A 13,458-nucleotide genomic window follows, 5' to 3' on the forward strand; every position below is an offset into this window, starting at 1 on the left:
GGGCTACTGAGCTGCGTCTGAGTTCTGTCAGACGCGTGTGTTTTTACTGAGGCTCGGTGTGCAATTACCTGCCGAAAAGCCATGAAAGAGTGAAGCTAGGAATTGGAAACCCGGCGCGTAAGGATTTACTGATTTGTTCGCGCTGCGGTCGGTTCGATAAGTGACTGGTACAGAATCTCCCGCCTACCCCTCGCAGAGAAACACCGGATGTTCGCTCCTGCCAATCAAAGTGCCTTTACCCTGACCCTCGACGGTGTGCCGAGTGAACTCAAGGTGTTCGAGTTCCATGGCAATGAAGCCATCAGCCAGCCGTATCGTTTTGATCTTGAACTGATCAGCGAACAGCCCGACCTGGACCTGGAAAGCCTGCTGCATCGTCCGGCATACCTGGGCTTCGACGCTCACGGTCATGGCGTCCACGGCCTGGTTTATCGGGTGGCGCAGGGCGATTCCGGGCGGCGGCTGACGCGTTACCAGATCAGCCTTGTGCCGCAGTTGGCCTATCTCGCGCACAGCAGTCACCAGCGGATCTTCCAGCACAAGACGGTGCCGCAGATCATTGCGCAGGTGCTGGCGGAGCAGCAGCTCCATGCCGACCAATTCGAATTTCACCTCAGTGGCGCCTATCCCGAGCGCGAGTATTGCGTGCAGTTTGGCGAGAGCGACCTGGCCTTCATTCAGCGCCTGTGTGCCGAACAGGGGATTCACTATCACTTCCAGCATTCGCCCGAAGGACACCTGCTGGTGTTTGGCGATGACCAGACCGTTTTCGCCCCGCCCGATCAGCCTACGCCCTACATGCCGGGCTCCGGGATGGTGGCGGATACGCCGGCCATCAAGCGCTTTGCGCTGCGGTTGGAAACCCGCACCACCGCGGTCAACCTGCGTGACTACGACTTTCTCAAGCCGAGCCTGGTGCTGGAGAGTGGCGTGGTCGGCGAACAGCTTCCACGGTTTGAGGCGCAGGCCTACCCCGGTCATTTTTCCGATCGCCCCCACGGCAAATACCTCGCGCAACGTGGCCTGGAGCGGCACCGTAGCGACTATCGAATAGCTCGTGCCAGCGGCGATGACCCTGCATTGAGCAGCGGCCGGTTCCTCAAGTTGACTGGGCATCCGCGGGACGAATGGAATGACGTGTGGCTGGTGACGCAAGTTACCCACGAAGGCAGGCAGCCCCAGGTTCTGGAGGAGGCTGTCACCGAGGTTGGCGGTGGAGATTTTCTTCAGGGGTATCGCAATGAATGTGTGGCGACTCCGTGGGACGTGATCTTCCGCCCGCCCTCACCTGAGCACTCGAGGCCGACTTTGTCGGGTTACCAGAACGCCGTGGTCACCGGCCCCGTCGACAGTGAAATCCATTGCGACGAATACGGCCGGGTCAAGGTGCAACTGGCCTGGGATCGCGTTGGCGAGCATAACGATCATTCCAGTTGCTGGCTGCGGGTGGCCAGCGGTTGGGCCCATGACCGCTATGGTTCGGTGCTTATCCCGCGCGTGGGCATGGAAGTGCTGGTGGGGTTCGTCAATGGAGATATGGACATGCCGCTGGTGATGGGCTGTCTGCCCAACGCGGCGACGCCGGTTCCCCTCGACCTGCCGGCAGACAAGACCCGCAGCATCTTCCGTAGCCAAAGCAGCCCCGGTGGCGGTGGCTACAACGAACTGCGCATCGAAGACCGCAAGGGCGCCGAGGAGATCTACCTGCGCGCCCAGCGGGACTGGACCCAACATGTGCTGCACGACCAGCAGGTGCAGATCGACAATCAATGCCGCATCAGGGTGGGCGGTGAGTCGTACCATGAACTGCATGGCGAAGAGCAGCGCATCACCCATGGCAATCGTTTGACCGAACTCAAGCAGGACGATCATCTGGTGGTCGGTGGTTCGCAGCAGATGCGGGCCGGGCGGGCCATCCAGATTGGCGCCGGGCAGAGCGTCGTTATAGAGGCGGGCGCAAGCGTGACAATTCAGGCCGGTGGGCAGTCGATTACGCTGTCGGCAGACGGGATCTTCAGCAGCGCGCCGATTCAGCTGGGAGGCGCGCCTGCTCCGGCGGCTTCGCCATTGATGCCTGGGGTGAAGGCGGCATTGCTGGCGGTTATTCCCGCACCGCTGAGCCGGATGCAAGTGGCCAGCCTCAAACGTAGTGCTCCGTTTTGCGAAGAGTGCCAACGCTGCAGTGCCGGGCAGTGCGGTGCCCCCACCCCATTCAACCTTAAAAGGAATTTTCCCTGATGCCTCAATCCCTGACCCCCGATGACTGGCTAGGGCAATGCCCTCTACTCCCCGGCGAGCGGCTCTATGTGGTGCTGAGCAGTGCCAGTGATGCGAAACCGCTGGCTGCCTGGAAAGTCTCGGCAGCCGGGATGCCGCCTCAAGCGATCTGGGCAGGCACGGCCTATGCCGAGTGGGGTGAGGTGATGCCCTGCGTAGGGATTGTCGAATCCGACAGTGCCTTCCTCGATTGGATTGCAACCACTGACGCGACGGACTGGGGTTGGCTGGCGGTATCGTCCAGTCCGCTGGAAGTCGTCGTCGCCCACCTGCAAAGCCTGACCAAGATACTGCTTCCCGATGAGCGGAGTGTGTTCCTGCGCTTCTGGGATGGCGCTCAGTTCCTGCCGATCGTGCAGAAGCTGGGCGATGAAATCGGCGCGGTGTTGCCGGTGTTCCAGCGGTATCTGATCAATGGCCAGTCGCTGGGCGTTGCGACGGCGTCGGTAACGGCGGCCAAAGCCAGCCCTTGGTGGCGAGTGCCTGAATCGTTATTGGAACACTTGGCCGCGCAGTCGCCACAGACCCTGATCGACAACCTGCTGCAGTGGCTTGAAGAGCAGCGCCCCGACCTGTATGCCGCGTTCACACCGGCGACCTTGCAGCACAAGGTCGCCTACTTCGCGCGCAGTACGGACATCAGCGCTGAAGCGCTGGCGGGCTACCTGGACTCAGAGTTGAGTTGAGGCCAGCGCCTGTTGCAGGTCGTCGATCAGGTCTTCGACCGCTTCGATACCCACCGACAGGCGAATCATTTCCGGTTTTACGCCGGCCTTGGCCTGTTCCTGCTCGTTCATCTGTCGGTGAGTGGTGGAAGCCGGGTGGCAGGCCAGGGACTTGGCGTCGCCGATGTTGACCAGGCGCTTGAAGATTTGCAGGGCGTCGTAGAAGCGCACACCGGCATCAAAGCCGCCCTTCAAGCCGAAGGACAGGATCGCCGACGGTTTGCCCTGCATGTATTTCTGCGCCAATGCGTGGTGCGGGTGGTCCGGCAGGCCGGCGTAGCTGACCCATTCCACCTGGGCATGGCCTTGCAGGAATTGCGCGATTTTCAGGGCGTTTTCGGTGTGGCGCTCCATGCGCAATGCCAGTGTTTCCAGACCTTGAAGCAACAGGAAGGCATTCATCGGCGCCAACGCTGCACCGGTGTTGCGCAGTGGCACGGTACGAGCACGGGCGATGAAGGCGGCGGGGCCGAATTTTTCGGTATAGACCACGCCGTGATAGGCCGGCTCGGGCTGGTTGAGGCCGGGGAATTTATCCGCGTATTTCGTCCACGGGAACGTCCCACTGTCGACAATTACACCGCCCAGGGAGTTGCCATGGCCGCCGACGTATTTGGTCACCGAGTGCACCACGATGTCGGCGCCGAACTGGATCGGCTTGCACAGGATCGGCGTGGCCACGGTGTTGTCCACCACCAGCGGCACGCCACGGGCATGGGCAACGTCGGCCAGGGCTTCGATGTCGATGATATTGCCCGCGGGGTTGCCGATACTTTCGCAGTACACCAGCTTGGTGTTGTCATCGATCAGTTCGGCGATGGCTGCAGCGCAATCGTCCCGGGCGAAACGCACCTCCACGCCAAAGCTCGGCAGCAGGTGGGCGAAGAGGGTGTAGGTGCCACCATAAAGCTGCGGAGTGGTGACGATATTGTCACCCGCACGGGTCAAGGTCTGGATTGCGTAGTGGATCGCCGCGCTGCCGGCCGAGACTGCCAGCGCTGCGATACCGCCTTCAAGGGCGGCGATGCGCTGCTCCAGCACATCGTTGGTGGGGTTCATGATGCGCGTGTAGATATTGCCGGGTACGTCCAGGTTGAACAGGTCGGCGCCGTGTTGGGCGTTATCGAATTCGAAGGCGACGTTCTGGTAGATCGGCACGGCGACGGCCTTGGTGGTCGGGTCCGACTTGAAACCGTGGTGCAGCGCGATGGTGGCGTCTTTCATGATTGTTATTGACCTCCCTGGAGTGGTGGAAGGCCACAATAAATCCGCCTTGCCGTCGGCATTTAGATTTTTTTCAACGGGCTGCCTGCGTTTGCGGCATAAGCACCGCCCGGCATGCGGCCCTGCACCTTTGCGCCCTTAGAAGGTAAACTTCGCCCCCTGCGCAGGAGCAACCATGAATTATCGTCACGCCTTTCACGCCGGCAACCACGCCGATGTCTTCAAACACCTGACCTTGACCCGCCTCATCGCCCTGATGTCGCGCAAGGAGCAGCCGTTCGCCTACCTCGACACCCATGCCGGGATTGGTCTGTACGACCTGCAAGGTGATCAGGCCAATCGCACGGGTGAGTACCTGGAAGGTATCGCGCGCTTGTGGGGCGCCGACGATCTACCGCCGCTGAGCGCCGATTACATGCGTGTGCTGCATGAGATGAACCCGGATGGCCAGTTGCGCTACTACCCAGGCTCGCCGGAGCTGGCCCGCCGCCTTACGCGCCCCCAAGACCGCGTGCTGCTCAATGAAAAGCATCCGGAAGACGGCGTACTGCTCAAGGACAACATGAAGGGCGATCGTCGGGTCAAGGTTCATTTGGGTGAAGGCTGGCATGTGCCGCGCGCCCTGTTACCGGTGCCGGAAAAACGTGCGCTGATGCTGATTGATCCGCCGTTTGAACAGCTCGACGAAATGCAGCGCTGCGCCGCCGCCCTCAAGGAAGCCGTCAGCCGTATGCGCCAGACTGTCGCGGCGATCTGGTACCCGGTGAAGGACCAGCGCATGCTGCGTCGCTTCTACCAGGACCTGGCCGGCACCGGTGCGCCGAAGTTGCTGCGCGTGGAATTGCTGGTGCATCCGCTGGACACGCCCAACACCCTGACCGGCTCGGGCCTGGCGATTGCCAACCCGCCGTGGGGCCTGGAAGAGGAGTTGCGTGAGCTGCTGCCGTGGCTGTCCAAGAAGCTTGGCCAGACCCAGGGTGGGTGGCAGATGGATTGGCTCATAGCTGAGTAGTTGCAAGCTTCAAGCTTCAAACTGCAAGTGAGAGCAGAAAACACCACTTGCAGCTTGCAGCTTGAAACTTGCAGCTCCGATCTTCAGATCGGGCAAGTCACGCCGGTACCGCCGATCCCACAGTAGCCCTGCGGGTTCTTCGCCAGGTACTGCTGGTGATACGCCTCGGCGAAGTACACCGTCGGCGCCTCTTCGATTTCGGTGGTGATGGTGCCCAGGCCGGCCTTGGTCAATTCTGCTTGATAGGCATCGGCACTGGCCTTTGCCGCCGCCAGTTGCTCAGGCGTGGTCGCATAGATCACCGAGCGGTACTGGGTGCCGATGTCGTTGCCCTGGCGCATGCCCTGGGTCGGGTTGTGCAGTTCCCAGAACATCTTCAGCAGGTCTTCGTAGTTCACCTTGGCTTGGTCATACACCACCAGCACCACTTCGCTGTGGCCGGTCAGGCCCGAGCAGACTTCTTCATACGTCGGGTTCGGCGTGAAACCACCGGCATAGCCGACCACGGTGCTGACCACGCCATCGCGCTGCCAGAACTTGCGCTCGGCGCCCCAGAAACAACCCAGGCCGAAGATCGCGAAGCCGACGTCGTCGACGAATGGGCCCAGCAGCGGGTTGCCGTTGACGAAGTGCGTCTGCGGCAGGTTCATCGGGGTTTCACGACCAGGCAACGCTTGTTCTTGAGTAGGCAGCACGTTTTTGTTCACCAGAATTTCCGAGCGCAAGACCATGAGCAGTCCTCTCGTCAGGTTGAGTTAGCGGTAAATTTCAGACAGCCAGTGTGCCCGAGTGTTACAGCGCTGTCAGGCGATTGGCCCGCGCGGATAGCGTCTAAGCTTCTCGAGCAGCTCTGCACCGGGGATCGGCCGGTCGAACAGGTAGCCCTGGCCAACGTCGCAACGGTGCCGACGCAGGAACGCCAGTTGCTCGGGGGTCTCGATGCCTTCGGCCACTACCTTGAGCTTGAGGTTGTGGGCCATGGCGATCACGGCCGAGGTGATTTCCATGTCGTCCTGGTTGTCCGGGATTTCGTGGATAAAGCTGCGGTCGATCTTGATGATGTCGATGGGAAATTTTTTCAGGTAGCTCAGCGACGAGTAACCGGTGCCGAAGTCGTCCATGGCCAGGGTCAGGCCGAAGCTCTTGAGCTGGTCCAGTTGCAGGCGCGTGTCTTCGGTCGCTTCCAGCAGCAGGCCTTCGGTCAGCTCCAGTTCCAGCAGGTTGGCCGGCAGCTGTTCTTCCTTGAGGATCGTGGCGATCGAGGCGACCAGGTCCGGGTCGGAAAACTGTTTGGGCGACAGGTTGATTGCTACCTGCAAATTGCCCATGCCAGCGGCGCTCAGTTGCCTGCTCATGCGGCAGGCCTGGCGCGCGATCCATTTGCCGATCGGGATGATCAAACCGGTCTCTTCGGCGACGCTGATGAACTGATCGGGGCGGATCATGCCCTTTTCCGGATGGTTCCAGCGCAGCAGCGCTTCCATGCCCAGCAAGCGGCCGCTGCGCAGGCACAGCTTGGGCTGGTAGAACACGTCCAGTTCGTTCTGGGTCAGGGCACGACGCAGGTTGTTCTCCACGAACAGCTTGTAGCTGGCCTCGGCGTTCAAGGCTTCGGTGAACACCTGTACCTGGTGTTTGCCGTTGGCCTTGGCCTTGTGCAGGGCCAAGCCGGCGTTGCGCATCAGGGTCTGCGGGTCACGGCCATGCAGCGGTGCACAGGCCAGGCCCACGGAGCCGGTGACGCTGATCAGTTGGTTGTCGACGAACATCGGTTTGTCGAGGGTCGCCAGCAGTTGGCTGGCCACCTGTTGGCCGCTTTCCAGGTCAGTGTCGTCCAGCAGCACCGCGAATTCGTTACTGGCAAAACGCGCCAGGCTGCCGCCGGCACTCAGGCTGTTGCGCAGGCGGCGGGCCAGGCTGATCAGCAGCTTGTCGCCGGTCTGGTGGCCGAGGCTGTCGTTGATGCGCTTGAAGTTGTCGATGTCCACCAGCAACAGGCTGATCGGGCTGTCGCTGTCGCGGGCAAAGCGCTCATCAAGGTTGCGGATAAATGCCGGACGGTTGCCCAGGTTGGTCAGGTTATCGGTGTAGGCCAGGCGTTCGATGCGCTGCTGGGCCAGCTTGTTCTGGGTGATGTCTTCGTAGATGCCGATGTAGTGGGTCAGCTCACGGTTGTCGCCATATACCTTGGAAATCGACAGCTGGCCCCAGTAGGGCTCGAGGTTTTTACGTCGGCTCTTGAACTCGCCCTGCCAGCTGTTGCTCTTGGCCAGGCTCGACGGTGCGTCGAACAGCAGTTCGCTGAGGTTTTCCAGGGCCGGCAGCTGGGCCAGGCGGTGGCCGTGGACTTCTTCGGCGCTGTACTGGGTAATCGCGGTAAAGCTTGGGTTGACGTACTCCACCACGCCGTCGCAGTTGACCAGCAAAAAGGCATTGGCACTTTGCTCCACGGCACGCTGGAACAGGTGCAGGGCGCTGGTGGCGGTACGGCGGTTGTGGTTGTTGATCACTTGCGCGAACTGGTCGGCCAGTTCGCCGGCAAAGGCAATCTCATCGGCCTGCCAGGCACGCGGGCTGCCTCCCTGTTCCAGACACAATACGCCCACCACCTGTCCGTCGACGCGGATACTCGCATCGAGCATGGCGTGGACGTCCCTGGCGCGCAGGTTTTCGACCATTTCCCGGGTGCGCGGGTCGCGCATCGCGTTGGTTGCGTCGATTGCCCGGCTGGTGTGCAGGGCTTCCAGGTAATCCGGAAAGCAACTGGCGTCGATGGGCTCAGGCAGGTGGTGCTGCTGGTCATCGCGGTGGTAGGCCGAGATCGGTACCAGGCGCTGGCCTTCGAGGTTCCAGATGCTTGCGCAGTCGATCTGGTAGATGTCACAGGCGCTGCGGGTGATCAGCTCTGCGGCTTCCTGCAGCGAATTGTTGGCTGTGTAGCGCTGGCGGGCCAGCAACAGGATCAGCTCCTGCTGGGCGCGCACCCGCTCCAGGTGCTGCAGTTGTTCCTGCTGGGCGCGCTGGTTGAGCTCCAGGGCGATCTGCAGGCGGCTGTTCTGGCTTTCCAGGTCCTCCGTCGGGGCGGGCAGGGAGACTTCGTTGAACAGGCCGTCGACCACCATCAGGTAGCCGCGCAGCAGATGGCGATTGTGTTGTTTGTAGGCTTCGCCCATTTCCAGCAGGCTCAGGGGGCCATCGTTGGTGTGCAGGGTGTAGCGCACCAGATAGTGAGGGCTGTCGCTCAGTTGCTGTTGGATGGTGTCGTGCAGTTGATAGCGCGCCTGAGGCTCCATCAGGCTGGCGAAGGGGGTGCCGAGCAGCGCACACAGCTCGACCGCCGACAGGCCGAATTGGCGCTCGCAGTTAGGGTCGAGGTACAGAAGGGCCCAGCTTGCCTCATTAAGCCGCTCGAAACGCAGCATACCGAGGCGCGAAGGCACCGGTAACTGCGTCACTACCTCGGCCGCCATACGGGCGACATCGGGTTGGCTTTTCATGGGGGGGAACTCACTTCAAATAACGCGCACGGCGCCGGGCTCACGCCCTCTTTACTGTTGCCTGCGGCAAGGTTGCATCATGCGGCGCGGGCTGACAAGAGAGGATGAAGGCTAAGTGCTATAAGGGGGTTATCGGCCAGGCGGAGGAATTCTTCAGTCAGGATGACAGAAGGTGTACAACCCTGTTCTGTCTGTAGAGAAAAGCAAAAAAAGCCCCGCCAAATTGACGGGGTTGAGGTACGAGCGTGGCGCTCGGAAATCGTTGCAACCAGGCCTCCCCGATGAAAGGGAGGCCGCTGTGGCTTACAGCAGGATGGTGCGGATGTCGTTCAGCAACTGGCTCAGGCGCTGGGTGAAGCGTGCAGCAGCCGCGCCGTTGATCACACGGTGATCGTAGGACAACGACAGTGGCAGCATCAGCTTCGGCTGGAACGCTTTACCGTCCCAGACTGGCTGGATGGTGGCCTTGGAAACACCCAGGATCGCCACTTCCGGCGCGTTGACGATTGGCGTGAAGCCCGTACCGCCAATGTGACCGAGGCTGGAGATGGTGAAGCACGCGCCTTGCATGTCGTCTGCGGTGAGCTTCTTGTCACGGGCCTTGGCAGCCAGTGCAGCCGCTTCGGCAGCGAGTTGCAGCAGGCTCTTCTGGTCGACGTTCTTGATGACCGGTACCAGCAGGCCATCCGGCGTGTCGACGGCAAAACCAATGTGCACGTACTTCTTGCGAATGATCGCCTTGCCGCTTGGCGCCAGCGAACTGTTGAAGTCCGGCAGCTCCTTGAGCAGGTGCGCACAGGCCTTGAGCAGCAGCGGCAGCACGGTCAGTTTCACGCCGGCCTTCTCGGCCACGGCTTTCTGCGCAACGCGGAAAGCTTCCAGGTCGGTGATGTCGGCTTGGTCGAACTGGGTCACGTGCGGAATGTTCAGCCAGCTGCGATGCAGGCTCGACGCGCCGATTTGCATCAGGCGGGTCATCGGCACTTCTTCGGTCTCGCCGAAGCGGCTGAAGTCCACCACCGGGATCGGTGGAATGCCCGCGCCGCCAGTAGCAGTGCCGGCAGCCGGAGCTTCCTTGGCTTTGTGCATCATGGCTTTGACGTAGACCTGCACGTCTTCCTTCAGCACGCGACCGTGTGGGCCAGTGGCCGACACAGCGTTCAGCTCGACGCCGAACTCACGGGCCAGTTGACGTACCGCCGGGCCAGCGTGAACCTTGGCACCGCTTGGCGCAGGTGCAGCAGCAGGGGCCGGAGCGGCCTCGGCTTTTGCAGCAGGCGCAGGTGCGGCAGCGGCCGGTGCAGCTTCAGCCTTTGCCGCAGCCGGAGCGGCCGCAGGGGCTGGAGCGGCAGCAGGTGCAGCGCCTTGTACTTTCAGCTTGAGGATGAAGTCGCCAGTGCCGACTTCGTCTTCCAGCTTGACCGCGATGCTTTCCACAATGCCGGCAGCCGGCGATGGGATTTCCATGGAGGCCTTGTCGGACTCCAGGGTGATCAGCGACTGGTCGGCTTCGACGGTGTCGCCGACCTTGACCAGCAGCTCGATGATCTTGGCCTTGCCCGACGAACCGATGTCCGGAACATGAATGTCCTGGACAGTCGCTGCGGCTGGAGCAGCCGCCGGGGCTGCAGGAGCCTCGGCAGCAGCGGCAGGTTTTTCCGCGGCAGGCGCCGGTGCAGCAGCGGCAGCAGGTGCCGCCGCAGGGGCCGCATCAGCGGCACCTTCGATTTCCAGTTCCAGCAGTTCGTCGCCTTCTTTCAGGCGGTCGCCCAGCTTCACTTTCAGGCTCTTGACCACGCCGGCCTTGGGAGCAGGGATTTCCATGCTCGCCTTGTCCGATTCCAGGGTCAGGATGCTCTGGTCGGCTTCGACGGTGTCGCCGACCTTCACAAACAGCTCGATTACTTCACCTTCACCGCTGCCGATGTCAGGTACGCGAATGAGTTCGCTCACAAAAAATCTCCTCAGCAGTCCAGTGGGTTGCGTTTTTCCGGGTTGATCCCGAACTTGACGATAGCGTCAGCTACCACCTTGGGTTCGATCTCACCGCGGTCAGCCAAGGCTTCCAGGGCTGCCAACACCACGAAGTGACGGTCGACTTCGAAGAAGTGACGCAGCTTCTTGCGGCTGTCACTGCGACCGAAACCGTCGGTGCCCAGGACTTTGAATTCCTTGGACGGGACCCACTGGCGAATTTGTTCAGCAAACAGTTTCATGTAGTCGGTAGAGGCAATGACTGGACCTTTACGGCCGGCCAGGCACTCTTCGACATAGCTCTGCGCAGGCTTCTGGCCCGGGTGCAGGCGGTTGTTGCGCTCTACGGCCAGGCCGTCGCGACGCAGTTCGTTGAAGCTGGTAACGCTCCAGACGTCGGCGCCGACGTTGAACTCTTCACGCAGGATCTTCGCCGCTTCACGGACTTCACGCAGGATGGTGCCGGAGCCCATCAGCTGCACGTGGTGCGCCGCTTCCTTGGTGTCTTCTTCGAGCAGGTACATGCCCTTGATGATGCCTTCTTCCACGCCGGCCGGCATGGCTGGCTGCTGGTAGGACTCGTTCATCACGGTGATGTAGTAGAAAACGTCCTGCTGCTCTTCGGTCATCTTCTTCATGCCGTCCTGGATGATCACCGCCAGCTCATAGCCGTAGGTTGGATCAAAGGTGCGGCAGTTCGGGATGGTGGCAGCCAGGATGTGGCTGTGACCGTCTTCGTGTTGCAGGCCTTCGCCGTTCAGTGTGGTACGGCCGGCGGTACCGCCGATCAGGAAACCACGGGTACGGCTGTCGCCCGCTGCCCAAGCCAGGTCGCCGATACGCTGGAAGCCGAACATCGAGTAGAAGATGTAGAACGGCAGCATCGGCTGGTTGTGGCTGGAGTACGAAGTGCCGGCAGCGATGAAGGAGCTCATGGCGCCCGCTTCGTTGATGCCTTCTTCGAGGATCTGGCCCTTCTTGTCTTCCTTGTAGAACATCACCTGGTCTTTATCGACTGGCTCGTAGAGCTGGCCGACGGAGGAGTAGATGCCCAACTGGCGGAACATGCCTTCCATACCGAAGGTACGGGCTTCGTCCGGGATGATCGGGACGATACGCGAGCCGATTTCCTTGTCCTTGACCAGCTGCGCGAGGATCCGCACGAAGGCCATGGTGGTGGAGATTTCACGGTCGCCCGAGCCGTCCAGGATTGCCTTGAGGGTATCCAGCGGAGGTGTAGGGATGTTGAAGCTCTTGGCGCGGCGCTGTGGCACGAAACCGCCCAGTGCGGTACGACGCTCGCTCAGGTAGCGGGCTTCGGCGCTGTTCGGCTCCGGCTTGAAGAACGGCAGGTTCTCCAGCTCTTCGTCCTTGACCGGGATGTCGAAGCGGTCGCGGAACAGCTTCAGGCTTTCAACATCAACCTTCTTGGTGTTGTGCGCAGTGTTTTTCGCTTCGCCGGCACCGGTGCCATAACCCTTGATGGTCTTGGCCAGGATGACGGTCGGTTGTTCTTTGTGGTTGACCGCTTCGTGGTACGCCGCATAGACCTTGTACGGGTCGTGGCCGCCACGGTTGAGTTTCCAGATCTCGTCGTCGGACAGGTCGGCAACCATCGCCTTGAGTTCAGGCGTGTTGAAGAAATGTTCACGTACGAACGCGCCGTCTTTGGCCTTGTAGTTCTGGTACTCGCCGTCGATGACTTCGTCCATGCGACGTTGCAGGATACCGTCGACGTCCTTGGCCAGCAGTGGGTCCCAGAAACGGCCCCAGATGACCTTGGTCACGTTCCACTGGGCACCGCGGAACACGCCTTCGAGTTCCTGGATGATCTTGCCGTTGCCGCGAACCGGGCCGTCGAGGCGCTGCAGGTTGCAGTTGATGACGAAGATCAGGTTGTCCAGCTTCTCGCGGCCGGCCAGGGAGATGGCACCCAGGGATTCCGGCTCGTCGCACTCGCCGTCGCCCAGGAAGCACCAGACTTTCTGCTTGCCTTCCGGGATGAAGCCACGGGCTTCCAGGTACTTCATGAAGCGTGCCTGGTAGATCGCCTGGATCGGGCCCAGGCCCATGGATACCGTCGGGAACTGCCAGAAATCAGGCATCAGCCAAGGGTGCGGGTAGGACGACAGGCCCTGGCCGTCGACTTCCTGGCGGAAGTTGTTCATTTGCTCTTCGCTGATGCGACCTTCCATAAACGCACGGGCGTAGACGCCTGGCGAGGTGTGGCCCTGGAAGTAGATCAGGTCGCCGCCGTGTTCTTCGGTCGGGGCCTGGAAGAAGTAGTTGAAGCCGATGTCATACAGGGTTGCGCTGGAAGCGAAGCTGGAGATGTGACCGCCCAGGTCAGAATCTTTCAAGTTCGTGCGCATTACCATCGCCATGGCGTTCCAACGTACCAGCGAGCGAATGCGGCGTTCCATGAACAGGTCGCCAGGCATGCGTGCTTCGTGGGTGACGGGGATGGTGTTGCGGTATGGCGTGGTGATGGCGTAGGGCAGTTGCGAGCCGCTGCGGGTCGCGAGTTCGCCCATACGGGTCATCAGGTAGTGAGCACGGTCTTCGCCTTCTTTGTCGAGAACCGATTCCAGGGCGTCCAGCCATTCCTGGGTTTCGACGGGATCGAGGTCTTGCATGGCTTGCTCCAGGGCGGAAAGGCTACCAGAATCGGTTGCCTGAAGTTTGCGACTGGCCTTGTGGGCAGACGACATAAATTCTTGGATGGCCGAAGGTTGCTTCGGCGTCCTGT

Annotated in this window: 8 protein-coding genes; 3 read left to right on the top strand and 5 right to left on the bottom strand. The window is 61.2% G+C overall.

Translation table 11 applies throughout. The features are described 5' to 3' along the window. Positions 1-207 precede the first annotated feature (207 nt). Both BLW22_RS32520 and BLW22_RS32525 read left to right on the top strand, forming a co-directional pair. Positions 208-2,238 (top strand): type VI secretion system Vgr family protein, encoded by a 2,031-nt coding sequence (locus tag BLW22_RS32520; protein ID WP_074848526.1) that lies wholly within the window; start codon positions 208-210, stop codon positions 2,236-2,238. After that, positions 2,238-2,963 carry a DUF4123 domain-containing protein gene (locus tag BLW22_RS32525; protein WP_074848528.1) on the top strand — a complete coding sequence of 242 codons (726 nt, stop codon included), beginning with the start codon at positions 2,238-2,240 and terminating at the stop codon, positions 2,961-2,963. The genes BLW22_RS32520 and BLW22_RS32525 overlap by 1 nt, the downstream gene beginning before the upstream one ends. Here BLW22_RS32525 and BLW22_RS32530 read toward each other — a convergent pair. Further along, a complete protein-coding gene (locus BLW22_RS32530) occupies positions 2,949-4,226 on the bottom strand; it encodes an O-acetylhomoserine aminocarboxypropyltransferase/cysteine synthase family protein (protein WP_065946633.1) in 1,278 nt (425 codons plus the stop codon). The two genes, BLW22_RS32525 and BLW22_RS32530, sit on opposite strands and share 15 nt — an antisense overlap. A gap of 175 nt (positions 4,227-4,401) precedes the next feature. On the opposite strand from BLW22_RS32530, the gene BLW22_RS32535 reads away from it, so the two are divergent. After that, a complete protein-coding gene (locus tag BLW22_RS32535; RefSeq protein ID WP_074848530.1) occupies positions 4,402-5,238 on the top strand; it encodes a 23S rRNA (adenine(2030)-N(6))-methyltransferase RlmJ in 837 nt (278 codons plus the stop codon). A gap of 83 nt (positions 5,239-5,321) precedes the next feature. Here the strand turns inward: BLW22_RS32535 and msrA are convergent, their stop codons facing one another. The 4 genes from msrA to aceE all read right to left on the bottom strand — a co-directional run bounded on the left by msrA (position 5,322) and on the right by aceE (position 13,345). After that, a complete protein-coding gene (gene msrA / locus BLW22_RS32540) occupies positions 5,322-5,969 on the bottom strand; it encodes a peptide-methionine (S)-S-oxide reductase MsrA (RefSeq protein ID WP_065925675.1) in 648 nt (215 codons plus the stop codon). 72 nt (positions 5,970-6,041) lie between these two features. Next, positions 6,042-8,735, bottom strand: coding sequence for a putative bifunctional diguanylate cyclase/phosphodiesterase (locus tag BLW22_RS32545; RefSeq protein ID WP_065925674.1), 2,694 nt, complete (start codon positions 8,733-8,735; stop codon positions 6,042-6,044). Positions 8,736-9,038: 303 nt separating this feature from the next. After that, positions 9,039-10,688, bottom strand: a complete 1,650-nt coding sequence (gene aceF, locus BLW22_RS32550; protein ID WP_074848532.1) for a dihydrolipoyllysine-residue acetyltransferase — start codon at positions 10,686-10,688, stop codon at positions 9,039-9,041. An 11-nt stretch (positions 10,689-10,699) separates the two neighbouring features. Beyond that, on the bottom strand, positions 10,700-13,345 hold the full coding sequence (gene aceE / locus BLW22_RS32555) for a pyruvate dehydrogenase (acetyl-transferring), homodimeric type (RefSeq protein ID WP_065925672.1): 2,646 nt from the start codon (positions 13,343-13,345) through the stop codon (positions 10,700-10,702). Between the last annotated feature and the right edge of the window lie 113 nt (positions 13,346-13,458).

The organism is Pseudomonas marginalis, from assembly GCF_900105325.1.
Lineage (GTDB): Bacteria > Pseudomonadota > Gammaproteobacteria > Pseudomonadales > Pseudomonadaceae > Aquipseudomonas > Aquipseudomonas marginalis.

Bases quoted from the DNA above. Each gene is read 5' to 3' on its own strand.
- BLW22_RS32520 (WP_074848526.1), top strand. From the start codon at position 208: ATGTTCGCTCCTGCCAATCAAAGTGCCTTTACCCTGACCCTCGACGGT.
- BLW22_RS32525 (WP_074848528.1), top strand. From the start codon at position 2,238: ATGCCTCAATCCCTGACCCCCGATGACTGGCTAGGGCAATGCCCTCTA.
- BLW22_RS32530 (WP_065946633.1), bottom strand. From the start codon at position 4,226: ATGAAAGACGCCACCATCGCGCTGCACCACGGTTTCAAGTCGGACCCG.
- BLW22_RS32535 (WP_074848530.1), top strand. From the start codon at position 4,402: ATGAATTATCGTCACGCCTTTCACGCCGGCAACCACGCCGATGTCTTC.
- msrA (WP_065925675.1), bottom strand. From the start codon at position 5,969: ATGGTCTTGCGCTCGGAAATTCTGGTGAACAAAAACGTGCTGCCTACT.
- BLW22_RS32545 (WP_065925674.1), bottom strand. From the start codon at position 8,735: ATGAAAAGCCAACCCGATGTCGCCCGTATGGCGGCCGAGGTAGTGACG.
- aceE (WP_065925672.1), bottom strand. From the start codon at position 13,345: ATGCAAGACCTCGATCCCGTCGAAACCCAGGAATGGCTGGACGCCCTG.